Annotated in this window: 25 protein-coding genes and 1 tRNA gene; 16 read left to right on the forward strand and 10 right to left on the reverse strand. The window is 53.7% G+C overall.

Annotation, left to right across the window (positions count from 1 at the left end; translation table 11 throughout):
* Positions 1 to 349 precede the first annotated feature (349 nt).
* The gene (locus tag LVJ78_RS09535) at positions 350 to 715 is read left to right on the forward strand and encodes a YkvA family protein (RefSeq protein ID WP_132954145.1); all 366 of its coding nucleotides are present in this window, start codon (positions 350 to 352) and stop codon (positions 713 to 715) included.
* 127 nt (positions 716 to 842) lie between these two features.
* Here LVJ78_RS09535 and LVJ78_RS09540 read toward each other — a convergent pair whose 3' ends face one another.
* Complete coding sequence (locus tag LVJ78_RS09540; protein WP_132954146.1) at positions 843 to 1,322, reverse strand: prokaryotic membrane lipolipid attachment site family protein; 480 nt, start codon at positions 1,320 to 1,322, stop codon at positions 843 to 845.
* Here LVJ78_RS09540 and LVJ78_RS09545 point away from each other — a divergent pair.
* Positions 1,321 to 1,608 (forward strand): hypothetical protein, encoded by a 288-nt coding sequence (locus LVJ78_RS09545; protein WP_165870923.1) that lies wholly within the window; start codon positions 1,321 to 1,323, stop codon positions 1,606 to 1,608. The genes LVJ78_RS09540 and LVJ78_RS09545 overlap by 2 nt on opposite strands.
* Positions 1,609 to 1,748: 140 nt before the next feature.
* Here the strand turns inward: LVJ78_RS09545 and cysK are convergent, their stop codons facing one another.
* The 4 genes from cysK to dapF form a co-directional block, all read right to left on the reverse strand.
* A complete protein-coding gene (cysK, locus tag LVJ78_RS09550; protein ID WP_132954147.1) occupies positions 1,749 to 2,681 on the reverse strand; it encodes a cysteine synthase A in 933 nt (310 codons plus the stop codon).
* 133 nt (positions 2,682 to 2,814) lie between these two features.
* Positions 2,815 to 3,417 (reverse strand): hypothetical protein, encoded by a 603-nt coding sequence (locus tag LVJ78_RS09555; RefSeq protein ID WP_243650359.1) that lies wholly within the window; start codon positions 3,415 to 3,417, stop codon positions 2,815 to 2,817.
* The gene (locus LVJ78_RS09560; RefSeq protein ID WP_132954149.1) at positions 3,417 to 4,067 is read right to left on the reverse strand and encodes a DUF484 family protein; all 651 of its coding nucleotides are present in this window, start codon (positions 4,065 to 4,067) and stop codon (positions 3,417 to 3,419) included. Before LVJ78_RS09560 ends, LVJ78_RS09555 begins: the two co-directional genes overlap by 1 nt.
* Positions 4,067 to 4,915 carry a diaminopimelate epimerase gene (gene dapF, locus LVJ78_RS09565; protein ID WP_132954150.1) on the reverse strand — a complete coding sequence of 283 codons (849 nt, stop codon included), beginning with the start codon at positions 4,913 to 4,915 and terminating at the stop codon, positions 4,067 to 4,069. The genes LVJ78_RS09560 and dapF overlap by 1 nt, the downstream gene beginning before the upstream one ends.
* Positions 4,916 to 5,514: 599 nt before the next feature.
* Between dapF and LVJ78_RS09570 the strand changes: the two genes are divergently transcribed.
* Positions 5,515 to 5,853 (forward strand): TonB family protein, encoded by a 339-nt coding sequence (locus LVJ78_RS09570; RefSeq protein ID WP_132954151.1) that lies wholly within the window; start codon positions 5,515 to 5,517, stop codon positions 5,851 to 5,853.
* A 220-nt stretch (positions 5,854 to 6,073) separates the two neighbouring features.
* Positions 6,074 to 6,565, forward strand: coding sequence for a NemA protein (locus tag LVJ78_RS09575; RefSeq protein ID WP_132954152.1), 492 nt, complete (start codon positions 6,074 to 6,076; stop codon positions 6,563 to 6,565).
* Positions 6,566 to 6,883: 318 nt separating this feature from the next.
* On the opposite strand, the gene LVJ78_RS09580 is transcribed toward LVJ78_RS09575, so the two are convergent.
* From LVJ78_RS09580 to LVJ78_RS09590, 3 genes are all read right to left on the reverse strand, one after another.
* Positions 6,884 to 7,054, reverse strand: coding sequence for a rubredoxin (locus LVJ78_RS09580; protein ID WP_132954153.1), 171 nt, complete (start codon positions 7,052 to 7,054; stop codon positions 6,884 to 6,886).
* Positions 7,055 to 7,124: 70 nt separating this feature from the next.
* Positions 7,125 to 8,216 (reverse strand): acyl-CoA dehydrogenase family protein, encoded by a 1,092-nt coding sequence (locus tag LVJ78_RS09585; protein WP_132954154.1) that lies wholly within the window; start codon positions 8,214 to 8,216, stop codon positions 7,125 to 7,127.
* A gap of 94 nt (positions 8,217 to 8,310) precedes the next feature.
* On the reverse strand, positions 8,311 to 8,853 hold the full coding sequence (locus LVJ78_RS09590) for a carboxymuconolactone decarboxylase family protein (RefSeq protein WP_132954155.1): 543 nt from the start codon (positions 8,851 to 8,853) through the stop codon (positions 8,311 to 8,313).
* Between the two features lie 204 nt (positions 8,854 to 9,057).
* On the opposite strand from LVJ78_RS09590, the gene aroC reads away from it, so the two are divergent.
* Entirely contained in the window at positions 9,058 to 10,167 is a 1,110-nt protein-coding gene (gene aroC / locus LVJ78_RS09595) for a chorismate synthase (RefSeq protein ID WP_132954156.1), read from the forward strand.
* A 167-nt stretch (positions 10,168 to 10,334) separates the two neighbouring features.
* Positions 10,335 to 10,805, forward strand: a complete 471-nt coding sequence (locus tag LVJ78_RS09600; protein WP_132954157.1) for a ProQ/FINO family protein — start codon at positions 10,335 to 10,337, stop codon at positions 10,803 to 10,805.
* A gap of 108 nt (positions 10,806 to 10,913) precedes the next feature.
* Here the strand turns inward: LVJ78_RS09600 and LVJ78_RS09605 are convergent, their stop codons facing one another.
* On the reverse strand, positions 10,914 to 11,486 hold the full coding sequence (locus tag LVJ78_RS09605) for an adenine phosphoribosyltransferase (protein ID WP_132954158.1): 573 nt from the start codon (positions 11,484 to 11,486) through the stop codon (positions 10,914 to 10,916).
* Positions 11,487 to 11,653: 167 nt separating this feature from the next.
* Here LVJ78_RS09605 and gmk point away from each other — a divergent pair, with 167 nt between their 5' ends.
* From gmk to rpoD, 9 genes are all read left to right on the forward strand, one after another.
* Positions 11,654 to 12,271 (forward strand): guanylate kinase, encoded by a 618-nt coding sequence (gene gmk, locus LVJ78_RS09610; RefSeq protein WP_132954159.1) that lies wholly within the window; start codon positions 11,654 to 11,656, stop codon positions 12,269 to 12,271.
* A 50-nt stretch (positions 12,272 to 12,321) separates the two neighbouring features.
* Positions 12,322 to 12,528 (forward strand): DNA-directed RNA polymerase subunit omega, encoded by a 207-nt coding sequence (gene rpoZ / locus LVJ78_RS09615; RefSeq protein ID WP_132954160.1) that lies wholly within the window; start codon positions 12,322 to 12,324, stop codon positions 12,526 to 12,528.
* Positions 12,529 to 12,548: 20 nt separating this feature from the next.
* Positions 12,549 to 14,711: a RelA/SpoT family protein gene (locus tag LVJ78_RS09620; RefSeq protein ID WP_132954161.1), complete on the forward strand. Its 2,163-nt coding sequence runs from the start codon at positions 12,549 to 12,551 to the stop codon at positions 14,709 to 14,711.
* 374 nt (positions 14,712 to 15,085) lie between these two features.
* Positions 15,086 to 15,298, forward strand: a complete 213-nt coding sequence (gene rpsU, locus LVJ78_RS09625) for a 30S ribosomal protein S21 (RefSeq protein WP_132954162.1) — start codon at positions 15,086 to 15,088, stop codon at positions 15,296 to 15,298.
* Between the two features lie 12 nt (positions 15,299 to 15,310).
* Positions 15,311 to 15,706, forward strand: a complete 396-nt coding sequence (locus tag LVJ78_RS09630) for a hypothetical protein (protein WP_132954163.1) — start codon at positions 15,311 to 15,313, stop codon at positions 15,704 to 15,706.
* Positions 15,707 to 15,822: 116 nt separating this feature from the next.
* Entirely contained in the window at positions 15,823 to 16,575 is a 753-nt protein-coding gene (locus LVJ78_RS09635; protein WP_244802559.1) for an IS5 family transposase, read from the forward strand.
* A gap of 214 nt (positions 16,576 to 16,789) precedes the next feature.
* Positions 16,790 to 17,236 carry a GatB/YqeY domain-containing protein gene (locus tag LVJ78_RS09640; RefSeq protein ID WP_165870917.1) on the forward strand — a complete coding sequence of 149 codons (447 nt, stop codon included), beginning with the start codon at positions 16,790 to 16,792 and terminating at the stop codon, positions 17,234 to 17,236.
* Between the two features lie 205 nt (positions 17,237 to 17,441).
* Positions 17,442 to 19,220 (forward strand): DNA primase, encoded by a 1,779-nt coding sequence (gene dnaG, locus LVJ78_RS09645; protein ID WP_132953944.1) that lies wholly within the window; start codon positions 17,442 to 17,444, stop codon positions 19,218 to 19,220.
* A 154-nt stretch (positions 19,221 to 19,374) separates the two neighbouring features.
* Complete coding sequence (gene rpoD / locus LVJ78_RS09650; RefSeq protein ID WP_132953943.1) at positions 19,375 to 21,324, forward strand: RNA polymerase sigma factor RpoD; 1,950 nt, start codon at positions 19,375 to 19,377, stop codon at positions 21,322 to 21,324.
* 393 nt (positions 21,325 to 21,717) lie between these two features.
* Here the strand turns inward: rpoD and LVJ78_RS09655 are convergent.
* Positions 21,718 to 21,793 (reverse strand) — tRNA-Ile (locus tag LVJ78_RS09655).
* 387 nt (positions 21,794 to 22,180) lie between these two features.
* Here LVJ78_RS09655 and LVJ78_RS09660 point away from each other — a divergent pair.
* Positions 22,181 to 23,518, forward strand: coding sequence for a sodium-dependent transporter (locus LVJ78_RS09660; protein WP_132953942.1), 1,338 nt, complete (start codon positions 22,181 to 22,183; stop codon positions 23,516 to 23,518).
* The last annotated feature ends 45 nt before the right edge of the window (positions 23,519 to 23,563 follow it).

Consider the following 23,563-nt stretch of genomic DNA (forward strand, 5'->3'; position numbering starts at 1 on the left):
CAGATAGCACGGCAAGGCGAACCAACGAAGTTAGGTTATCTTTTTGGATTGGTATAAGACAGCAAAGCGGCGAGCCACGGACAGTACACACATACAGCAAAGCGAAACAACGCAGTTGGGTTATTTTTTAGATTTAGTATTATACCGATATAAATATGTCAAACAGAGGCCGTCTGAAACGTTTCAGACGGCCTCTGTTTGACATTAGCAGCGCAAATAAATTCGGGCAGGCCGACCCCTTACGCTTCTTTGCACAACAAACCCGCGGCCATGCCCTTGAAATCAGCCCGCCGCCCCTTCATTTTATAATCGTTTGAACATGCTTTCATCCATTTAAAAGGACAGCACCATGAGCAAGCCCGCTCCTGAAGATTTTATACCCGAGTTTCGCCGCAAAAAGCTGGATGAAGACGGCTTTTTAAAAAAACTCGTCCGCTTTGCCGGCCGCTTGGGCGCACCGGCCGTGCGCCAGCTGTATGCCCTTTATTTTCTGTTTAAAGAACCTGCCACACCCAAACGCGCAAAAATGATTATTTTGGGCGCGTTGGTTTATTTTTTCAGCCCCATCGACAGCATTCCTGATTTACTCGGGCCACTTGGTTTCACCGATGATATCGCGGTGATTGCGCTGGTTTATTCGCAAATGAAAAGTTATATGACAGAAGAAATCAAAATGCGCGCCCGCGCAGCCACCGAAAAATTGTTGCGTAAATAAACGCAACCGCCCCACAGCGCTTGCTGATACGCAGGCAACCAGCCAAAGCACTTTGTTTCAAACAAACATCAAACATCAGGCCGTCTGAAAGCTTTCAGACGGCCTGATGTTTGATAAGCGCATTGCATTATTGCAACGGCTTCATGTCCATCACTTCCATCAGGAAGTTGGTAAACGCCGGATTAGCCGGCTTGCTGCGCATATTCGGCCAGCGTTGCTGCCAGCCCTTGAGCGCATTTTGGATGTAAAGCTTCGATTGCTCGGTGGTGATTTCACCGCGTTGGCTGTCGACCGCGGAGCGCAGATACACTTCATACATGCTGTCGTCCACCGTATTGCGGCCCACCAATTGGATGCGGTAGCGGTTTAAATATTGCGCCGCCTGCACTTTGGTGATTTTGCCTTGGCTCACCTGATAGCTCAGCCGAGTGGCTTCATCACGGATTTTCGACACATCTGTCCAGTGATTGGCGGCCAGGCGATATTGGGCGCTGCCGGTTTCCACGTTGGTCGGGCGTACGGGCACTTCTTTCAGTGTCGGCAGGTAAACCGAGCTGCAACCGCTCAGTGCCGCCATTACAAATAAAAGGGGAATATGCTTTTTCATGGCGCTTTATCATCAGATTTATCGAAGCCCCAATACTACCAAACAAGCGTGGCGATTTCCAGCACGATCGGGTACTTTGCCGTCAAATCCTACCAACGGTATGCCGCCAGAGCGTCCTGACATTTCGTTTATGAGGGCAAAAGCGTACTTGCAAGGTAAAAAGCGCAGCAAGGTTGAATATCTGGCGAGCATTTTCAACACAGCAGGCGCATTTTTGAGCCAGCATTGCCGCGTAATGAAATGTAAACAAACCCTAAAACCACAAGCCAAACAAAAGGCCGTCTGATACCAATTCAAAAAAGTAAGCTAACAAGGCGGCGAGCCGCAGACAGTACAACTAGTACGGCAAGGCGAGACAACGAAGTTAGGTTATTTTTTTGGATTGGTATGAAACGGCCTTTTACGGGTAAATCGGATAAATAAGGTTTACACCAAATCGGCAAACAGCGGCGTAGAAAGATAGCGCTCGCCGTAAGAAGGAATCAGCACCACAATCAATTTGCCTTTGTTTTCCGGCTTTTTAGCCAACTCTAGCGCGCTCCACACGGCAGCGCCCGAAGAAATGCCCACCAGCACACCTTCTTTTTCAGCCATGGCACGGGCGGTGGCAAAAGCCGCTTCATTGGGCACTTTGATGATGCTGTCGTAGATTTTCGTGTTCAGCACCGTGGGCACAAAGCCCGCGCCTATGCCCTGAATCGGGTGCGGCCCTTTTTCGCCGCCGCTCAACACCGGCGAAGCTTCCGGCTCCACCGCCACAATTTCCACGCCCGGTTTTCTTGATTTCAACACTTCGCCCACGCCGGTCACGGTGCCGCCGGTGCCCACGCCGGAAACGAAAATATCCACTTGACCATCGGTGTCGCGCCAAATTTCTTCGGCGGTGGTTTCACGGTGCACTTGCGGGTTGGCCTCGTTGTCAAACTGGCGCGGCATAAAATAAATATCGGGATGCTCATCCACCAGCGCCTGCGCTTTGGCAATCGCACCGCCCATACCCTCGGCTGCGGGGGTGAGAATCAGCTCGGCACCGAAAGCGCGCAGCAGCATACGGCGCTCTTTGCTCATGCTCTCAGGCATGGTGATGGCCAATTTGTAGCCGCGCGCGGCACACACCATCGCCAAACCGATGCCGGTATTGCCGCTGGTGGCTTCCACAATAACGGTATCTTTATGGATTTTGCCGGCCTTTTCCGCCGCTTCAACCATAGACACGGCAATGCGGTCTTTCACGCTGCTACCCGGGTTGAAAAATTCCAGCTTGGCCACCACGCGAGCTTCCAGGCCTTCGGTGAGGCGGTTTAGCTCAACCAGCGGCGTGTTGCCGATTAAATCGGTGATGCTGTGTGCAATATTCATAATAAGCTGCTCCTTTTAATGTCGAATTGATTCCATTGCATCTTAGCGTGCGCGCCAAAGAAAGCCAAATACCCAATCTTTACATGCTTAAAACCAATGGTTATATGCCGCTGCTTTCAGACGGCCTTGCTGATTAATAGCGTATCCGCAGCAACGACCCCACCACGAAAGCCATCTGGAAAAACAGCGCCAGCAAAAAACCGAGCTGCAATTGGCGGCGGCTGAAGCAATTGGCCGGCTGCTTTTCAATCACCACGCGGTGCAGATAAAAAAGCAGCATCAACACCGATTGCATACACACCCAATACACCGGCTCAAACAAATACATCTGCAACAGCGCCGGCAATACATAAGGTGTGATGCCGGTGGGAAAACGATACCACACCATCGCCAGCAACAGCGCAAACACCACGCTCATCAACATGCCGCTGAGCGCAAACAGGCTTAAAAAAGCCTGCCCGCCGCTGAGCTGCCACCGATGTTTTTCAGGCATTTTCTGCCAGCGCGGCACCAAGAAAAACAGGCTCGCCAAGGCAATGTAAAAATGCGGCATATAAAGCGCACTCAAATGCGTGATGCCCCACAGCCCCGGCAGCAGGCGCGCGCCGATGGCACCAAAACCCAGCCACAAAAGCACGCTGCCCCACAGCCATTGAAATTCGCCCGCCCGATAGGCAAACACCACAAACACGGCAATATAAGCGGCTAAAAACCACAAACTGATGTTGGCGACCATCAACGATAACCCATCACACGCGACAACACCGCGCCCACGGCTTCGGCCATGCGCACAATCCATTCGGTGGGCAAATCTTCACCAAACCGCGCCACATCTTCATCAGCCGCCAGCAACAGCGCCCCGGTTCGGCCGCCGATGGGCACCGGCAGCTGCAAAAAGCTCTCCGCCACTTTGCCATCTGCCGGCAGCAAAGTGCGCAAGGCCGGGCTGATTTTGCTGCCCAACATCGGTGCCTCCATGGCTGCGATTTCGGCTTTTGTCCGTTCATCGGCCACACACAGCGCCGGCGGGATTTTAGCCTTATTCTGAGCCTCTGCCGCCAACACCAGCCGGTATTGCTGCAAACCGAAATCCTGCTCCAGGCTGCGGTAGAGCGCCTGCACGGCCTGCGCCACCGTGTTGGCACGCAGCAAAGCGATATCCAACGCCAGCAAGCGCTGCATAGTGGCATGGTTGGCTTCGGCAGCTGCCATCATTTGCGCCATTTGCGCTGCCATTTTATCGGCTTTGATTTGCGCCGCCGCCAGCTGAGCCTGCGCAAACGAGCGCACTTTGTCGTCACGCAGGCGCACGCCCAAGGTTTCGGCATGTTCGGCCAAAAAATCCGGATTTTCCGCTAAAAAATTCAATACATTTTGTTTGTTCATCAGTATTGCAACTCACCTTCAAACACCGTTTGCACGGGGCCTGTCATCATCACATCATCGCCCGGCTGCCACTCGATATGCAAATCGCCGCCGGGCAGGCTCACGCGTATTTGCGATGCCGCCTGCAGCAAACCCAAGCGCACGCCCGCCACCACGGCGGCGCAAGCGCCGGTGCCGCAAGCCTGCGTTTCGCCCGCGCCGCGCTCATACACGCGCAAACGGATATGCCCCTCATCCAGCACCTGCATAAAGCCCACGTTTACACGCTCGGGAAATTGCTCGTTCGATTCAATCGCTTCGCCCCAGCGCGCCACCGGTGCCGTGTCCACATCATCCACCAGCAACACCGCATGCGGATTGCCCATGTTCACACAGCTCAGCGGCACCGATTCGAGCCCCACCAACACAATATGCGTGAGCGCATCGTCGGCCTCGCCGGCAGCCGGCACAAACGGAATTTCAGACGGCATCAAACGCGGCTTGCCCATATTCACCACAACCAAGCCGCTATCCAGCAGCCGCGGCACAATCACGCCGCGCGCCGTTTCCACCCTGATTTCCTGCTTGCTGCTGAGCCCTTTATCGGCCACAAAGCGTGCAAAGCAGCGCGCACCATTGCCACACTGCTCCACTTCGCTGCCATCAGCATTGAAAATGCGGTAGCGGAAATCCACATCGGCCGCGCCGGCTTTTTCCACCAGCAAAAGCTGATCGAAGCCCACGCCGGTATGGCGGTTTGCCCATTGGGTTAACGGCGCTTCTTGCGGTTCAAACGCCTGATTCACGCCGTCAACCACCATAAAATCATTGCCCAAGCCGTGCATCTTGGTAAATTTCAGTTTTTTCATGCTTTTTCTCTATAACAGCACGCGCTTTTAAATCGATGCGCCTGCCGTTTGGGTGGGTGCCTTACTTTTTTTGCGGCCTTTTATTTCATCCGGCAGCGCAAAATATGTAGGCAATCAGGCTGAATTCTACACCATATCGGCAGATAAGTTTGAGGCCGTCTGAAACATTTCCCGACCGTTTTTCCCTGCCATCGCGCCCATCGTTGCCAAAACACAACAATCAAATAGTCGGCTCATTTTCCAGATAAACGGTATATTTTAATTGAAAAAGACTTCCAATTCATCAAACATGCAACAAGGGTAATTATATAAATAATTATTTTAAAATGGATTTTTATCGCAACCTTGATTTATTTGTCATTATTACTTACCCATCATCTTGCTTTACATCCATTTTCCCATTAAAAAAATACCGTTTATCTAAAGAATAAACCGATTATCTTCAAAATTTAAGGCGCTTTTTGCTTGCGCATTCAAAGCCCCTCATGCAAAATAAACAAACATAAAAACATGATAATTCAACCAAATATATATTCAAGCAATTTAATTGCCGGATTGAATTACAAATAATTATTTAAACACTTACGTAAGGATTTCCCATGAACTTCCCCCGCACCCTTGCGCTGGCTGCCGCCGCGCTGCTCACCCTTCCCGCCATCTCTGCCGCACAAGATGTGCAATTTTACCAAAAAGCCTCCGAAGCTCACGCACCGATCACCGGCAATGTGGCCATGCGCCTCACCCTCAGCCCCAAAGGCGAAACCAGCAATGTGCGCGTGATTCGCAGCAGCGGCTCGGCAGCTATCGATAAAGCCGCCGTGGCTTGGATGAACGGTCAAATTATGCGCCCCGTATTCATCAATGGCGAAGCGAGCGAATTCAGCTTTGTGAAAGAAATTAAATTTTCCGAAGCCGGCGCACAGCTGAGCATGAAATAAGTTTCCATTCAAACCGAAATCAAGCAGACTTGATTCGGCTCTATATATCAAAAGCACGCTCAGGCCGTCTGAACGTGCTTTTTCACATGTGCAGCACCAAAGCAAATGCCGCCCACATGCCGCAGCCTTTACCAACGCTAACGCCGAAAAAGTGCAAATCCCGATATACTTAAAACATTTGCTTGCCCACCCTCTTATTTTGAATCACGAAGGAGCCTTCATGAAACCTTTCCTCCCCTCTTGCGCCTTGGTTTTGCTGTTGAGCGCCTGCACGGTCGGCACGCCCGGCATGTCGGTGGGGCTGGGTGTGGGCACCAGCATCGGCAACCATGTCGGCTTGGGCACTTCCATCAATATTCCGGTCGGCCTCGACAAAACCCGCAGCGGCAATCAAAACGACAACAGCGGCCTTAATGTCATCGAAGAGCAAATCGTGACTTATTTCGATGCGCAAGGCAAACCGCGCAATGCTTCCGCTGCCGGCGGCTTTTACCGCCAGCTCATCGGCAAGCGCGGCAACGAATACACCGTGCAGGATTTCTACAGCGACAACAGCCGCAAGCGCACCGATCCTTATGTGCTGCCGCGCAATGAGCTGATGAATTTCCGCGCCCACCCTGCCGATGGCACGCTGAACATTTATGCCTACAACGGCAACCTGATGCAGCAGCAAACTTACCGCAACAACCGCTTGGTTGATGCCAAATATTAATCAGAGCAAAACCAATGCCGTCTGAACGCTTTCAGACGGCATTGGTTTTATGCCCATCCTAAAAAATAAGCTTACAAAATAAAAACAGTTTGGCAGCATCCGCGTAGCTCGGATTATTGAATTCGACGTTTGGCCATTGGCCAAGGCAATGTGCGTGCTTTACTCTACAAACAAGTGCCGGATTCAAGAATCCGACCCACGGCCTGCTTACCGCAACAACCGTCTGGTTGAGGCCAAATATTAATCAACACCAACACAGGCCGTCTGAACGCTTTCAGACGGCCTGTGTTTACTTGATACCTAACTTCAACATCCGCATCAAATCACAAAATCGAGCAGATAAAAATCATCTTTGCCCACGCCGCATTCCGGGCAGCGCCAATCATCGGGAATATCGGCAAACAGCGTGCCCGGCGCTAAGCCGTGCTCGGGGTCACCCAGCTCTTCATCATAAATCCAGCCGCAAGGGCCGCACATATATTGTGCCATGCTTATCCTTTCATGGTGTTCAGACGGCCTTTTCTTTTAAACAACTTCAACAGGCCGTCTGAAAGCGCTATCAAGCCGCTTCCAGCGCGGCGATTTCTTTGCGCAAATGTTTGACGGCGGGGGTGACGATGGCCACAAACATCGCCTCGCGGTTGCGCCGCTGCGCCGGACTGCGCATCAAATAGCCTTTAGCACCCGCATGCAGTGAAGCCGATTGCGCCGCCGCCAAACACAATTCAGAAGCGGCCAGGCGCAGTTTCAGTGTGGGCAGCAATTCGGGGCGGTTGTGCCAAGCGGCATCGGCTAAGGGGCCGGTTTCTTCCCAAGCCTGATTCAAGGCCGTCTGAAGCGCATCAAAGCCATTATCGAGATAGCGGTTGATTTCGCGGCCGCTCACATCGGCCAAACGAATCACGCCGAGGCAGCCATCGATAATGCCGCCGCCTATGCCCATTTGCAGCAAAATAAAGCCCGCCTTGATGCGGCCGATATAGCCGGCAAATGCTTCAGGTGCCGCCAGCACATCTTCATCCGCCACAAACACCTTATCAAAGCGAACGCCGAAAGTGCGCGTGCCTTCCAGCGCACAAAATTCGGGGCAAGCCTGCAAACTCACACCTTCAGCGCGCCCGCCGGTGATAAACATCACATAGCCATCGCCGATTTGCGCAGTGGCCGCCCACACATGATCTTCGCCGATATTCGACACCCACGGCAGCGAGCCGCTCACCACATAGCCGCCCGCCACTTTTTCAGCCTGCAGCAAATGCTTCTCAATATCGGCCAAATGCTTCACCGTGTTTGACATCGCCGTGCCGGCCAACACTTTGCCTTGCAGCACATCGGCCAAATAGCGGGTGCGCACCGCCTCGTTTTCGCTTTGGTGCAAATACCAGGCACAAGCACTTTGGCACCACACCGAAAACGCCGTGGCGCCGCATTCGCCGCCTACCGCGCGAATCACATCGATTTGCGCCGAAAGCCCCAGGCCGTTGCCGCCCTCGGCTTCAGTGCCCACGCAGGCAAAGCCGCCGATTCCGCCCAGCTCGCGCATAAAGGCTTCGGGATACAGCCCTTTGCGGTCGATTTCATCCACCAGCGGGCGCAGCGCGGTTTTGGTCAGCGCGCGTACGGCATCTATCCATTCGGCTTGTTTGCTCATAAAGTGTTCCTTTTATCGGTCAAACTGTTTCAGACGGCCTGTTTGCTGTGATGCCCATTCAAATTGGAATGGGCATGCAAGGCCGTCTGAAACATCAGGCATAAGCTTGCAGCTGCGGGTTGATTTCATTGTGTGCCAGATTATTGGCAAAATTGCACAAAGTGGCCAAAGCCACACCCAGCACCACTTCCAGCGCCTGCTGCTCATTGTAGCCCGCCGCAAAAAAGGCTTGCAGCTCGTCGTCGGCCACATTGCCTTTGTTGGCAATCACCGATTGGGTAAACAGCGCCAATTGGTTTAACTTGGCATCGTCCAGCGCCGTGGTATTGCGCAAGGCCTCCATCGCTTGCGGCTCCAAGAGCTTTTTCTTGGTAGAAAGCGCAGTGTGGCCGGCTTTGCAAAAACCGCACTGGTTTAACACGGCGGCAGTAATCTGCACCACCTCGCGCTCGCCGGCGCTCAAGCTGGTGGTGGCATTGAGCGCACCCACATCTTGATACATCGCCAATGCCGCCGGCGAATTGGCCAACACGCCAATCAGATTGGGCAAAAAGCCATTGTTTTTCTCGGCAGCTTCCACGCGCGCTTTGGCGGCTTCGGGAGCGGTGGCAACAGAATGTACGGTCAAACGGGCCATGATGATTCCTTATTTTTCGAATATTATTAATGATATGGTTGTGCACTACGGCATGAGGGAACATGCATTCTACAAAGCCGGCACAAAAAAAGGAAAGAATAAGATTTGCTGAAGATAGAACCAAAAGTTATATATCGCATCCGGCGGCATGCAGCGATTGATTTGTGCTACACTCAAGCTCCTTTTTTCCCTATTTTGCACATCATGGCTGGCAACACATTCGGACAACTCTTTACCGTCACCACTTTCGGCGAAAGCCACGGCCCCGCACTCGGCTGCATCATCGACGGCTGCCCGCCCGGGCTCTCCATCAGCGAAGCCGACATCCAAACCGATCTCGACCGCCGCCGCCCGGGCACCAGCCGCCACGTCACCCAACGGCGCGAAGCCGACGAAGTGGAAATTTTATCCGGCGTGTTTGAAGGCCGCACTACCGGCACACCGATCGCCCTCTTAATCCGCAACACCGACCAGCGCAGCAAAGACTACGGCAACATCGCGCAGCAATTCCGCCCCGGCCACGCCGACTACACCTATTGGCACAAATACGGCACCCGTGATTATCGCGGCGGCGGCCGCTCTTCCGCCCGCGAAACCGCCGCACGCGTGGCCGCCGGTGCCATTGCCAAAAAATGGCTGAGCGAACAATTCGACACCGAAATCATCGCCTACGTCACCCAAATCGGCGAAAAAGCCATTGCATTTGAAGGCTTGGAACACATTGGCCGCAATCCGTTTTTCGCCGCCAACGCCAGCCAGATCGACGAGCTGGAAAACTACATGGACAGCATCCGCAAATCGCTCGATTCTGTGGGCGCCAAGCTCACCGTCGAAGCCCGCAACGTGCCCGTGGGCTTGGGCGAGCCCGTATTCGACCGCCTCGATGCCGACATCGCTCACGCCCTGATGAGCATCAACGCCGTCAAAGGCGTAGAAATCGGCGCGGGCTTCGCCAGCGTAGCCCAGCGCGGCAGTGAACACGGCGACGAGCTCACGCCCGAAGGCTTTTTGAGCAACCACGCCGGCGGCATCTTGGGCGGCATCTCCACCGGCCAAACCATCAGCGCCAACTTCGCCATCAAGCCCACCAGCAGCATCGCCACACCGCGCCGCTCTATCGACATCAACGGCCAAGCCGTGGAAATCGCCACCCACGGCCGCCACGACCCCTGCGTCGGCCTGCGCGCCGCGCCGATAGCCGAGGCCATGCTCGCGCTGGTGCTGATGGATCACGCCTTGCGCCACCGCGCCCAAAACGCCGACGTAAAAGTGGCCACGCCCGATATCGCACGCCACCCCTCTAAAGCCCGCTAAACGCCTTTTCAAACCGCAGGCCGTCTGAAACCTTTTCAGACGGCCTGCAAAGCCAAAAACGCCACAGGGTAAAAACCTTAGCCAAAACACCGTGTTTTGTACTACAATGCCGCCTTAAAGTTGGCCATGCCCTGCCGCAGCGGCCGGTTATCAACAGGATACACAAAATGACACAAGAAACCGCCCTGGGCGCCGCGCTGAAATCCGCCGTGCAAACCATGAGCAAGAAAAAGCAAACCGATATGATTGCAGACCACATCTACAATAAATACGATGTGTTCAAGCGCTTCAAGCCTTTGGCCGTGGGCATAGACCAAGATTTAATCACCGCCCTGCCCCAATTCGACCCCACCCTGATCGCCCGCGTGCTCGCCAACCATTGCCGCCGCCCCCGCTATCTGAAAGCACTTGCCCGCGGCGGCAAACGCTTTGATTTAAACAACCGCTTCAAAGGCGAAGTCACCCCCGAAGAGCAGGCCATCGCCCAACAACACCCCTCGATGCAGCAAGCCCAGGCAGCACAAGCCGAGCGCCAAGCCGCTGCCAAAGCCGCACCGGCCGCCGATGCAACCGAGGCCGCCGATGCGCCCGCGCAGCAACCTGCTTCCACTCAAGAAGAAAACAAACCCGCAGAATAAGATAAACAGCGCACACATCAGCAAAGAGGCCGTCTGAAAGCTTTCAGACGGCCTCTTTGCATCTTAAAATCATGATGGTTTATTCATTTTAATCAACACCATCATCCATTATATTTCCGAGGGCATCGTGCCATCGTTTTGAAACAAGGTAAACAAAGGCACGCCTTTGCCGCGCAAATTACGCCCGCCCGGCAAATCGGTGAATTCCAAAATCGCCGCCGCTTCCACCACATCACCGCCGAGCTTTCGGATCAGCTCCACGCCCGCCAGCATGGTGCCGCCGGTGGCCACCAAATCATCCACCAACAACACGCGCGCGCCTTTTTGAATCGCATCGGTATGGATTTCCACCGTGGCCTCGCCATATTCGAGCGCATAATTTTGCGACACCGTATCAAACGGCAGCTTGCCTTTTTTGCGGATGGGCACAAAGCCCACATTCAGCTGGTAAGCCAGCGCCGCGCCGATAATAAAACCGCGCGCATCCAGCCCCGCCACCACATCGATTTCCTGCCCCATATAGCGGTATACCAGCAAATCCACCAGCAGCCGGAAATATTCCGGGCTTTGCAAAACCGGCGTAATATCATGAAACAAAATGCCCTCTTTCGGCCAATCCGGCACTTTGCGTATTTTATCGGCCATCGCCGCCAAATCCATCACTTCGGGGTGAAACAACATCGCGCTTTCCTTACACAATCTATCCATGAGTGCCGGCAGCATAAAGCGCCGGATGCCAGCTTATAATTGTAGCAAACTTTCCCGCCGCGCCAAACCGCCCGTTGTCGCCACGCAAGCGGCTGTGGCATAATTGGGCAACAATAAATCCGACCACCGAGCGCCCAGCCATGCACACGCCCAGAAAAGGCAATGTTTTTATCGTTTCCGCCGCCTCCGGCACCGGCAAAACCACCTTGGTTTCCCGCCTGCTCAACAACCATCCCGATATCCGCGTGTCGGTGTCGCACACCACCCGCGCCCCGCGTCCGGGCGAAACACACGGCCAACATTATTACTTTGTCGACCCCGCCCGCTTCCAAACCCTGGTAGGCGAGAGCGCTTTTCTCGAGCACGCCCGCGTGTTTGACAATTATTACGGCACCAGCATCGAGGGCGTGAATATCCTGCGCGAGCAAGGTTTTGACGTGATTCTCGAAATCGACATCCAAGGCGCAGAGCAAGTGCGCCGCAGCCTCCCCGAAGCCTGCAGCATTTTCATCCTGCCGCCCTCATTTGAAATATTGGCCGAGCGCCTGCGCGGGCGCGCCACCGACAGCGACGAAGTCATTGCCAAGCGCCTGAGCAAAGCGCGCCACGAAATCGAGCAAGCCTTTTTATTCGATTATGTCGTGGTCAACGAAGACCTCGTTGCCGCCGAAATCGACCTGCTGCACATCATCAAATCTTATAGATTAAAGCAATCGTCGCAGCAATTATTTATCGAGCAGCTATTGGAAAATTCCTGAAAATTAGCGACAATACATCCATTCCCTTTATTTTTAAGAAAGAAAATCACATGGCACGCATCACCGTAGAAGACTGCATCGGCAGAATCCCCAACCATTTCGACCTCACCCTCACCGCTGCACGCCGCGCGCGCCAGCTCGAAAACGGCACCACGCCGCTGGTTGACGACATCCGCCACAACAAACCCACCGTTACCGCCCTGCGCGAAATTGCCGCCGGCCAAGTCGGTGTTGAAATTCTCACCCGCAGCAAGTAACGCAGCCCAAGGCCGTCTGAATGCCCGCACCCGCACCCGCGCCCACCGCACCCTACGATCCGCTCACCGCTGAAGCGCGCGAGCTGCTTTTTCGCGCCGCCGCCTATCTGAATGCCGATGAGCAGGCCGAGCTTGAAAAAGCCTGCGCCTACGCTTTTCACGCCCACAACGGCCAAACCCGCAAAAGCGGCGAACCCTACATCACCCATCCCATGGCCGTAGCCACCCAATTGGCGGCCTGGCACATGGATGTGCAAGGCTTGTGCGCGGGCGTGATGCATGATGTGCTGGAAGACACAGGCATCACCAAAATCGAAATGGCCGCCGAATTCGGCGAAACCATCGCCGAAATGGTCGACGGCCTCTCCAAGCTGGAAAAACTCGAATACAACGATCAGGCCGAGCATCAGGCCGAGAGCTTCCGCAAGCTGATTTTGGCCATGACCAAAGACATCCGCGTGATTGTGATCAAGCTCTCCGACCGCCTGCACAATATGCGCACCTTAGGCTCGATGCGTCCGGAAAAACGCCGCCGCATCGCCCAAGAAACATTGGAAATCTACGCCCAAATCGCCAACCGCATTGGTCTGAACAACGCTTATCAAGAATTGCAGGATTTGTCTTTCCAAAACCTGCACCCGCGCCGCTACGAAACCCTGCAAAAAGCCATGAAAGCCAGCCGCCGCAACCGCCGCGACGTGGTCGGCAAAGTGCTGCGCGCCTTCAGCCAGCGGCTTGTGAGCGCCAATATCGAAGCCAAAATCAAAGGGCGCGAAAAAAACCTCTACAGCATCCACCAAAAAATGCAGGCCAAAAACCTGCGCTTTGCCGAAGTGATGGACATCTACGGCTTTCGCGTGATTGTCAACAACGTGCCCGCCTGCTACGCCGCATTGGGTGCGCTGCACAACCTCTACCAGCCCAAGCCCGGCCGCATCAAAGACTATATCGCCATCCCCAAAAGCAACGGCTACCAAAGCCTGCACACCACTTTGGTCGGCCCCTACGGCCTGCCGATCGAGGTGCAGATACGCACCCGCGAAATGGATGCCGTGGCCGAAGGCGGCGTGGCCGGCCACTGGATTTACAAATCCGGCGAAAACACCGTCGACCAAGCCACATTGCGCACCAACCAATGGCTGCAAAATATTCTTGATTTGCAGGCCCGCAGCGCCAACGCCATGGAATTTCTCGAGCATGTCAAAGTCGATTTATTCCCCGACGAAGTGTATATCCTCACCCCCAAAGGCAAAATTCTGGTGCTGCCCGATGGTGCCACCCCCATCGATTTTGCCTACGCCGTGCACACCGATATCGGCAACCGCACCGTGGCCGCGCGCATCAACAACACCATGATGCCCCTGCGCACCAAGCTCAAAACCGGCGACTCGGTGGAAATCATCACCTCCGAGCATGCCAAGCCCAACGTTACCTGGCTTAATTTCGCCGTATCCAGCCGCGCCCGCAGCGCCATTCGCAACTATATCAAAAACATGAACCGCGAAGACGCGATTGTGTTGGGCGAAAACCTGCTGCAAAAAGCGCTGGCCAGCCTGCTGCCGCAAAACGTATTGCTTTCAGACGGCCTCAAAGAAAAATACCTCGCCGATCTCAACAACAAGCAAACCACATTCGAAGATGTGCTCTACAACGTCGGCATGGGCCACACCCTGCCCGTGTCTGTTGCCATGCACATTGCCAACTTGGCCGGCGAGCATTTCGGCGATGCAGTGAAACTGAGCCCGATCAAAATCAACGGCAACGAAACCGGCCGTGTGCACCTGGCGCAATGCTGCAACCCCATTCCCGGCGACAGCATCCGCGCTGTGCTCATCAAAGATCAGGGCATGATTATCCACCGCGACACCTGCCCCAACGTGCTCAAAGCCGACCCCGAGCAGCAGCTCGATGCCAGCTGGGACGATATCCAAGACCGCAGCTACCGCACCCAAATCACCGTGGGCGCGCGTGATGCCCACGGCCTTTTGGCCGCCATGGCCGGCGCCATTTCCGAAGCCAATGCCGACATCGAATCAGTGGAAACCCCTTCGCAAAAACAGGCCGGCACCGAGGGCTTTATCGAATTCAAGTTTTTCATCAAAACCAAAAATCTCGACCAACTCAACGAAATCGTGCGCGCCCTGCATGCTATTCCGCAAGTGCGCCGCGTTACCCGCAATTGATATTTTATCGTGGCACGATTTAAACCGGCGCAGCATTGTTTCGCTTTGCCCTACTTTAAAGCAAAGCGTGCCACTATCTTTATTGGCTTTGATATAAAAGGCCGTCTGAAACACACCACATCCAAGCAGCCTCTTTTGCAGCCTTTCTTGACAAACAAAACAGCAAGCCGCATAATTCTAAAATTACCCGTCAGCCGGCTACCGGCTGATTTGTGTTTCGGCTCCGCTCATATGCGCAGCCATTGTTAGGAGGTGATGTTTATCATCACGGCGCGTATCCCGCCAGGCTCTTGCAGCAACCAGCGATACACACTAAACTATTTACAGGCCGTCTGAAACAGACAGCCCCACCCCGATAATTGTAAGGAAACAACATGCCTGCTGTACGCGTAAAAGAAAACGAACCCTTTGAAGTTGCCATGCGCCGTTTCAAGCGCGCCGTAGAAAAAACCGGCCTGCTCACCGAATTGCGCGCCCGTGAAGCTTACGAAAAGCCGACCACCGAGCGCAAACGCAAAAAAGCCGCTGCCTCCAAACGCCTGCAAAAACGTCTGCGCAGCCAACAGCTGCCGCCGAAAATGTATTAATCACGGCTTGCCATGATTGAAGCACGCACCGCAAGGCTCTGCCCTGCGGTGTTTTGCCATTTCCAACAGAGTAAACCCGTTCCGAAATCCAAACTGGCGGCGGTTGCTGAAAAGCTGAATCCGCCTTTGCGCCGGCACTCGAATTTTAAATTTAAATGCTTTTGCATGAACATAAATAAGCTTGAAGGCCGTCTGAAACCCTTTATTGCCCCGTCTGAAACAAACACGCTGCGGACGGATGATTTGAAAAGCAATCAGGCCGGCTTAGGGGCTGTTCACATTTCATCCGTGCGTAAGATTTTGAGCGCAAAAGCGCGTTTGCAAGGCGAAAAGCACAGCAAGGTTGAATACCTTGCGAGCATTTTCAACGCAGCAGGCGCGTTTTTGAGCCAAAAGATTGCCGCGTGATGAAATGTGAACAGACCCTAGGGCGTCCTGACAATTACTTGTCATAAAAATAATCAGATAAAAGAAAGGCAGATAAGTTAAAATTTTTGTCGCCAAACAAAACATACTTATCTGCCATGCCTCGAACACTACTCAAAGATGAATACTGGTCAAAGCTGTTAAACATTCTGCTCGATTTAGGCGTTTACCACAAGAAAAATCTGCGCCTCAAAATAGAAGGCATACTTTACCGCATCAGAACCGGCATACCGTGGGAAGACATCCCGCCGTTTTTCGGTAAAGGCAATTCCCTGTTGCGCCTCTTCCATAGATGGTCGGAGAAAGGGATTTTTCAAAGCATACTCAATGCCTTGACCGAATTCCCCGATATGGAATGGGTATTTATTGACGGCAGCTATGTCAAAGTCCACCAACATGCAGCGGCAACTGTTGGAGAGGCAGCCGCTGTCGGCCACAGCCGTGGTGGCAATAGCACTAAAATTCATTTGGCTGTCGATGCCTGTGGAAACCCTGTAGGTTTCAAGGTCACATCGGGAACGGTTAATGACATTACTGCGGCACCGGAATTGCTGGATAGCGTAGATTTATCCTCAACCGAAGTGCTGACTGCCGACAAAGGTTATGACTCTGACGCTTTCAGGCAGTTGCTTGCCGATATGGGCATCAGGCCGAATATTCCTTATAAAAAAGACAGGGAGCGTCTGAATGTGTGTATGGATTGGTATTTGTATAAAGCGAGGCATTTGGTAGAGAATGCCTTTGAAAAATTGAAACATTTTCGTGCGGTTGCCACCCGTTACGATCGTTTGAAAAGGCATTATGAAAGCGTAGTTGCTTTAGCTTGTATTATGCTATGGCTGCCTTTATGACAAGTAATTGTCAGGACGCCCTAGTAGATTAAAGCTGTTTTACCCGGTTTTCAAAACAAGATAATCAGCAAGCGCAACGCACGAGTTTTTTCAAAGTGGTTTGTCACACGAAATATCGGTTATTTTTCAATCCCACACAAAAGCGGCTTTATATTCCGCCAAACACCACCATCTGTTTGCCGGCATACCTTCCAACCCTTCCAAAGAGCACACCATGACCCTCAAAGCCCGACTCACCGAAGACATGAAAACCGCCATGCGCGCCAAAGACAGCGCCACTTTATCCACCATCCGCCTGGTAAACGCCGCCATCAAACAATTTGAAGTGGACGAGCGCACCGAAGCCGATGATGCCAAAGTGGTGTCTATTCTCACCAAAATGGTGAAGCAACGCAAAGATTCCGCCCAAATTTATGCCGACGCCGGCCGCCAAGACTTGGCCGATAAAGAGCATGCCGAAATCGAAGTGTTAAACCGTTATATGCCGCAAATGCTCTCCGCCGCCGAAATCGAAGCCGAAGTGGCCGCCGCCGTGGCCGCCACCGGCGCCGCCGGCATGGCCGACATGGGCAAAGTGATGGGTGTGTTGAAAACCCGACTGGCAGGAAAAGCCGATATGGGCGAAGTGAATAAACATTTGAAAGCCGCATTGAGCGCATAAGCCACAGGCCGTCTGAAAGCGCTCGAGCAAAGCAGCGGACATTTTACCGTGTGTTGAGATGCATTCAAAATACGCCCGTTTTGTTTTCAGACGGCCTGCACACATCACTCTCTACCGCCTTCAAAATCCTGCCCACACAGCTGCGCAAACGCAAGAAGCACCAATTTTGCCAACCCTTCAGGCCGTCTGAAACCCAAACACCACCATGATTCCATCCGAATTTATAGACGAGCTGCTCGCCAAAGTCGATATCGTCGACATCATCGACGAGCATGTGCCGCTGAAAAAAGGCGGCGCCAACTATATGGCTTGCTGCCCGTTTCACAAAGAAAAAAGCGCCTCGTTTTCCGTGAGCCCGCACAAGCAGTTTTACCACTGCTTCGGCTGCGGCGCACACGGCAGCGCCATCGGTTTTATCATGGAATACCAAGGCTTAAGCTTTACCGAAGCGGTGCAATATCTGGCCGACCGCATCGGCATGGCCGTGCCGAAAACACGCGGGCGCGAAGAAGCACCCGAAGTGCGCCAAGCGCGCAAGAAAAAGCAGCAAACGCTGGAAGAAACCACCGAAGCGGCCGCCGTATTTTATGCAGGCCGTCTGAAACAGGATGCGCGGGCGCAGGCTTATTTGAGCCAGCGCGGGTTATCGCCCGAAATCATCGAGCATTACGGCTTGGGCTATTCGCCCGACGGCTGGCAGCCATTGGCGCAAATATTCCAGCCCTATCCCAACACCGCATTGGTAGAAAGCGGCATGGTGATTGAAAAAGACGGCAAACATTACGACCGCTTCCGCGACCGCATCATGTTTCCCATCCGCAACCCGCGCGGCCAGGTAATCGGCTTCGGCGGGCGTGTGCTCGACAAAGGCGAGCCCAAGTATCTCAATTCACCCGAAACGCCGCTGTTCGACAAAGGCCGCAACCTCTACGGCCTGCACGAAGGCCGCGCCGCCATCAAAGAAGCCGGCCGCATTTTGGTGGTGGAAGGCTATATGGACGTGGTGGCCTTGGCGCAATTCGGCCTCGGCTACGGCGTGGCCGCCTTAGGCACCGCCACCACCGCCGACCACATCAAGCTCTTGATGCGCCAAACCGACAGCATTTATTTCTGTTTCGACGGCGACCGGGCCGGCCGCAAAGCCGCCTGGCGCGCCCTCGAAAACGCACTGCCGCAGCTGAAAGACGACAAATCGCTGCATTTTCTGTTTCTGCCCGAAGCGCACGACCCCGACAGCTACATCCGCGCCCACGGCAAAGCCCAATTCGAAGATGCGCTGCTCAACCAAAGCAAGCCTTTGTCGGCCTATTTTTGGGACGGCCTTTCAGACGGCCTCGATTTAAACACCCACGAGGGCAAAGCCGAATTGGTCAAAACCAGCGCCCCGCTGCTGGCGCAAATCAGCGCCCCCGCATTGGGCTTTTTGCTGAAACAGCAACTGAGTGAATTGGTGGGCATCGACCCGGCCAACCTCGCCCAGCTGCTCGGCCAAGAAGCACCCAAACGCCACATCAAGCAAAAAAGCTACCAGCTGCCGCAGGGCACGGCCAGGCAGCCGCAAATGCCCACGCTGGTGCAAAAACAAATCCGCAGCCTCTTGATAAATCCCGCTTGGGCAGCATATATAGCGCTACCGGAATATCTGCCTTTATCGGGCGACATGGCCTGCCTGGCCAACGTGGCCGAGCTGATACACAGCCGCCCTGCACCGCTCAGCAGCGCACAGATTTTAGAGCACATGCGCGGCAGCGAGCACGAAGCCACGCTCAACCACATTTTCCGGCAGGCGCTCGCCTCGTCCGACGAGCTGGAAAGCAGCAGCGAAGAAGATTGCGAGAGCTTCAAAATGGGCATGCAAAAGCTGTTGAATGAGTTAAAATACGCCCAAATCGAAACACTGAAACAAAAAAGCCGTCAAAACGGCTTGAATGAAAACGAAAAAAAACTGCTGCTGGCCTTATTAATGCCGGCTGCCAAGCTTTAAAACAGGCCGTCTGAACAGAAACCCATACCAATTGCTGCACCGCGCGTCGTCTTGCACCCACCGCAGAACAACCCCAATATGTTTCGTTCAGACGGCATCGACTAAAGATGCCCGAGCGCATTACCCTGCAACCGTTTGACTATTCGAGACATTTATGAGCCAACTTCCCAACCAAAACGACAACGAAGAACAAGACGACAACCGCCCGCTCACCCTCGAAGAGCAGCGCGCCCGTTTGCGCCAGCTCATCATCATGGGCAAAGAGCGCGGCTACATCACCTACGCCGAAATCAACGATGCCCTGCCCGACGACATGTCGGACGCCGATCAAATCGACAACATCGTCACCATGATTTCCGGCCTCGGCATCCAAGTCACCGAGCACACCCCCGATGCAGAAGACATCCTCATGGGCGACAACACCGCCAACATGACCGATGACGATGCCGTGGCCGAAGCCGAAGCCGCACTCTCCAGCGCCGACAGCGAATTCGGCCGCACCACCGACCCCGTGCGCATGTATATGCGCGAAATGGGGCAGGTTGATCTGCTCACCCGCGAAGACGAAATCATCATCGCCAAAAAAATCGAAAACGCGCTGAAAAACATGGTGCAGGCCATTTCCGCCTGCCCCGGCTCCGTGGCCGAAATTTTGGCGCTGATCGAGCGCATCCGCGCTGATGAAATCAAAGTCGACGAAGTGGTGGAAGCCATTATCGACCCCAACGAAGTGCTGCTCAATGAATTGGGCTTAGGGCATCTCGAAAGCAGCGCACCGGCCGAGAGCGCCGAAGTTGCCGAGAACGATGAAGATGCCGACAGTGATGAAGAAACCGACGAAGAAGCCGATGCAGAGGCCATTTCCTCAGCCAATTTGGAAGAGCTGAAGCAAAAAACCCTCGAGCATTTCCGCACCATCGAGCAAGATTACAACAAAATGGTGGCCGCGCTCACCAAGCACGACAGCAAACACGCATCTTATCTCGAATACCGCGACGCTATCGCCGCCAAGCTGCTCGAAGTGCGCTTTGCCACCCGCCAGATTGAAAGCCTCAGCAGCAGCCTGCGCGCACGCGTTGACAACATCCGCAAGCTGGAGCGCGAAATCCGCGACATCTGCCTCAACCATGTGCACATGGATCGCGACTACTTCATCAACAGCTTCTTAAGCCAAGCCACCAACCTGCAATGGGTGGAAGAAGAAGTGGCCAAAGGCCGCGTGTGGAGCAATGCGCTGAGCCGCTTCCGCCACGCCATTATCGAGAAACAAACCGAATTGGCCGAAATGGAAAAAGAAGCGAAAATTTCCATCGAAGAGCTCAAAGACATCAATAAAAACATGGTCATCAGCGAAAAAGAAACCGCTGCGGCCAAGCAGGAAATGATTCAGGCCAACTTGCGCTTGGTGATTTCAATCGCCAAAAAATACACCAACCGCGGCCTGCAATTTCTTGATTTGATTCAAGAGGGCAACATCGGCCTGATGAAAGCGGTGGATAAATTCGAATACCGCCGCGGCTATAAATTTTCCACCTACGCCACCTGGTGGATACGCCAAGCCATCACCCGCTCGATTGCCGACCAGGCGCGCACCATCCGCATTCCGGTGCACATGATTGAAACCATCAACAAAATGAACCGTATCTCGCGCCAATACCTGCAAGAAACCGGCGAAGAGCCTGATTCTGCCAAGCTGGCCGAGCTGATGGAAATGCCGGAAGACAAAATCCGCAAAATCATGAAAATCGCCAAAGAGCCGATTTCGATGGAAACCCCCATCGGCGACGACGACGATTCGCACTTGGGCGACTTTATCGAAGACATCAACAACGTTGCCCCCGCCGAAGCGGCCATGTATTCCAGCCTGCGCGAAGTCACCAAAGACGTGCTCGAAAGCCTCACCCCGCGCGAAGCCAAAGTGTTGCGCATGCGTTTCGGCATCGACATGAACACCGACCACACGCTGGAAGAAGTGGGCAAACAATTCGACGTTACCCGCGAGCGCATCCGCCAAATCGAAGCCAAAGCCCTGCGTAAGCTGCGTCACCCCACCCGCAGCGACCGCCTGAAAAGCTTCCTTGACAGCGAAGAAAACAAGCAGTAAGTTCTTTTTGAAAAACGTGTAAGCATCAAGGCCGTCTGAAAATTTCTTTCAGACGGCCTTTTCTTATTTTGCGCAGTTCATACCCATTCGAAAGAACAACCTAACTGCGTTGGCTCGCCTAGCCGTACTAAGTGCACTGTCTTCGGCTCGCCGCCTTGTTATAGTGGAATGCATAAAAAAGTGATACGGCGGGTAGGTTGGATTGAAAACCCAACAAATCCACAAGCCGTCTGAAACGTTGGGTTTGGCAACCCAATCTACGCCGTTGCAAAATGCAGTTTTGTGTCACTTTTTCTTGCATTTCACTATATCTTATTTTTTCGAATGGATAGCATAGAAAAGCGGCGACAAAAATAAAAAATCCGCGTGAACGCCAATCGTTACGCGGTTTGATGGTGGGCCCGGTCGGTTTCGAACCGACGACCAAGGGATTATGAGTCCCCTGCTCTAACCCCTGAGCTACAGGCCCTTGCTTGCTGCAAAGGCGCTTATTGTATCACAAATAAAGAGAGAGACAAGGCCGTCTGAAAAGCGGATGCGAGCAAACACCTTTCAAGCAGGCTGCCACGCTCACAACGCGATTTCATTTCAATAAATTGAATATAAAAAGCGCACAATATCATTTACAAATCCAACTCTATAATTTTATCTGCTTAAATAAATTTAAATTAGTATTAAATTTTTCATAAATCGCGGATTTTCTTTTTCTTTTGCGCAAACCGGCTCAAATAATCCCACCCTTCAGCCGGCCGGTTTGTTACAATCCGCTTCTTGCTTTGCAAGCACTCAAATCTTGTATTATCCGGCCGCCTGCAGCGGCCTTTTATTTTTGGCTTTTCTTGTTAAACATCATCTTATGAAAAAATCCGCATCGTGGTCTTCTAAAATCGGCTTCATCCTCTCTGCCGCAGGCTCCGCCATCGGCTTGGGCGCTATTTGGAAATTTCCCTACACGGCCGGCACCAACGGCGGGGCGGTGTTTTTCCTGCTGTTTTTGCTGTTTACCGTGTTAATCGGCCTGCCGGTGCTGCTGGCAGAATTCTATATCGGCCGCAAAAGCGGCAAAAATGCGGTGGATGCGTTTAAAACGCTGGCCCCCGACAGCTTGTGGCCGTGGGTGGGGCGCATGGGCGTGGCCGCCTGCTTTATCTTATTGTCGTTCTACAGCGTGGTCGGCGGCTGGGTGTTGGCTTATGTGGTGCATGCGTTTGGCGGCACGGTGCGCCCGGATACCGATTTTTCTGCACTGTTTGCCCAAACCATTGCCAACCCGCTGCATGCGCTCGCTTATCAGGCGTTGTTTATGCTGATCACGGTGGCCGTGGTGCGCAACGGCATTTCAGAGGGTATTGAAAAAGCCAGCAAATATCTGATGCCGGCTTTGTTTGTGATTTTTCTGCTGCTGGCCGCCCGTTCGCTCACGCTGCCTGGTGCCGATGCCGGCTTGGCATTTTTGTTGCAGCCGGATTGGCGCTATCTGAATGCCCACACCATGCTGATTGCGCTGGGGCAATCTTTTTTCGCGTTGAGCATCGGCGTGTCGGCCATGATTACTTATGCCGCTTATTTGGGGCGGGAACAAGATGTGTTCCGCTCGGCCAACAGCGTGATGTGGCTCAATCTGCTGGTTTCCCTGCTGGCCGGTTTGGTGATTTTTCCGGCGGTGTTTGCCTTCGGCTATCAGCCCGATCAGGGGCCGGGCTTGATTTTTGTGGTGTTGCCGGCGGTGTTTCAGCATATTGCGTTCGGCAATTTTCTGTTTGCCGTGTTTATGCTGCTGGTGCTGTTTGCCACGCTCACCTCGGCCTTTGCCATGCTGGAAACCGTGATTGCGGCGGCGATTCACAATAAAGAAGAAAAACGTGCCCGCATCACTTGGCAGGTGGGGCTGGCGATTTTTATTGTCGGCATTCCTTCGGCATTGTCGTTTGGTGTGTGGCAAGAGGTAACCGTGTTCGGCAAAACGCTGTTCGACTTATGGGATTATTTAATTACGGCTTGGATTATGCCGATAGGCGCGCTATGCATCGCGCTGTTTGTCGGCTGGGTGCAGCCGCGCCCGACGGTGCTCGAGCATATGCACAGCGGCAGCAACACGCCCGCATGGCTTGCCCGCATGTGGCACACGGCGCTGCGCTATTTGGCGCCGGTGGCCATTTTGATTGTGTTTGCCAACACTTTGGGTTGGATTTGAGCTTGTTGTCGGCCAAGCAAACCAGCAATAAGAAATATTCACTAT

It is taken from the genome of Uruburuella suis (assembly GCF_022870845.1).
GTDB classification, from domain to species: domain Bacteria; phylum Pseudomonadota; class Gammaproteobacteria; order Burkholderiales; family Neisseriaceae; genus Neisseria; species Neisseria suis.

Coding starts and splice junctions, on each gene's coding strand:
- rpoD (WP_132953943.1), top strand. CDS start 19,375: ATGAGCCAACTTCCCAACCAAAACGACAACGAAGAACAAGACGACAAC.
- LVJ78_RS09580 (WP_132954153.1), bottom strand. CDS start 7,054: ATGGCACAATATATGTGCGGCCCTTGCGGCTGGATTTATGATGAAGAG.
- LVJ78_RS09620 (WP_132954161.1), top strand. CDS start 12,549: ATGCCCGCACCCGCACCCGCGCCCACCGCACCCTACGATCCGCTCACC.
- LVJ78_RS09560 (WP_132954149.1), bottom strand. CDS start 4,067: ATGAACAAACAAAATGTATTGAATTTTTTAGCGGAAAATCCGGATTTT.
- gmk (WP_132954159.1), top strand. CDS start 11,654: ATGCACACGCCCAGAAAAGGCAATGTTTTTATCGTTTCCGCCGCCTCC.
- LVJ78_RS09605 (WP_132954158.1), bottom strand. CDS start 11,486: ATGTTGTTTCACCCCGAAGTGATGGATTTGGCGGCGATGGCCGATAAA.
- LVJ78_RS09535 (WP_132954145.1), top strand. CDS start 350: ATGAGCAAGCCCGCTCCTGAAGATTTTATACCCGAGTTTCGCCGCAAA.
- cysK (WP_132954147.1), bottom strand. CDS start 2,681: ATGAATATTGCACACAGCATCACCGATTTAATCGGCAACACGCCGCTG.
- rpoZ (WP_132954160.1), top strand. CDS start 12,322: ATGGCACGCATCACCGTAGAAGACTGCATCGGCAGAATCCCCAACCAT.
- aroC (WP_132954156.1), top strand. CDS start 9,058: ATGGCTGGCAACACATTCGGACAACTCTTTACCGTCACCACTTTCGGC.
- LVJ78_RS09600 (WP_132954157.1), top strand. CDS start 10,335: ATGACACAAGAAACCGCCCTGGGCGCCGCGCTGAAATCCGCCGTGCAA.
- LVJ78_RS09660 (WP_132953942.1), top strand. CDS start 22,181: ATGAAAAAATCCGCATCGTGGTCTTCTAAAATCGGCTTCATCCTCTCT.
- dnaG (WP_132953944.1), top strand. CDS start 17,442: ATGATTCCATCCGAATTTATAGACGAGCTGCTCGCCAAAGTCGATATC.
- LVJ78_RS09540 (WP_132954146.1), bottom strand. CDS start 1,322: ATGAAAAAGCATATTCCCCTTTTATTTGTAATGGCGGCACTGAGCGGT.
- rpsU (WP_132954162.1), top strand. CDS start 15,086: ATGCCTGCTGTACGCGTAAAAGAAAACGAACCCTTTGAAGTTGCCATG.
- LVJ78_RS09575 (WP_132954152.1), top strand. CDS start 6,074: ATGAAACCTTTCCTCCCCTCTTGCGCCTTGGTTTTGCTGTTGAGCGCC.
- LVJ78_RS09630 (WP_132954163.1), top strand. CDS start 15,311: ATGATTGAAGCACGCACCGCAAGGCTCTGCCCTGCGGTGTTTTGCCAT.
- LVJ78_RS09585 (WP_132954154.1), bottom strand. CDS start 8,216: ATGAGCAAACAAGCCGAATGGATAGATGCCGTACGCGCGCTGACCAAA.
- LVJ78_RS09570 (WP_132954151.1), top strand. CDS start 5,515: ATGAACTTCCCCCGCACCCTTGCGCTGGCTGCCGCCGCGCTGCTCACC.
- LVJ78_RS09590 (WP_132954155.1), bottom strand. CDS start 8,853: ATGGCCCGTTTGACCGTACATTCTGTTGCCACCGCTCCCGAAGCCGCC.
- LVJ78_RS09555 (WP_243650359.1), bottom strand. CDS start 3,417: ATGGTCGCCAACATCAGTTTGTGGTTTTTAGCCGCTTATATTGCCGTG.
- LVJ78_RS09635 (WP_244802559.1), top strand. CDS start 15,823: ATGCCTCGAACACTACTCAAAGATGAATACTGGTCAAAGCTGTTAAAC.
- LVJ78_RS09545 (WP_165870923.1), top strand. CDS start 1,321: ATGGCGCTTTATCATCAGATTTATCGAAGCCCCAATACTACCAAACAA.
- LVJ78_RS09640 (WP_165870917.1), top strand. CDS start 16,790: ATGACCCTCAAAGCCCGACTCACCGAAGACATGAAAACCGCCATGCGC.
- dapF (WP_132954150.1), bottom strand. CDS start 4,915: ATGAAAAAACTGAAATTTACCAAGATGCACGGCTTGGGCAATGATTTT.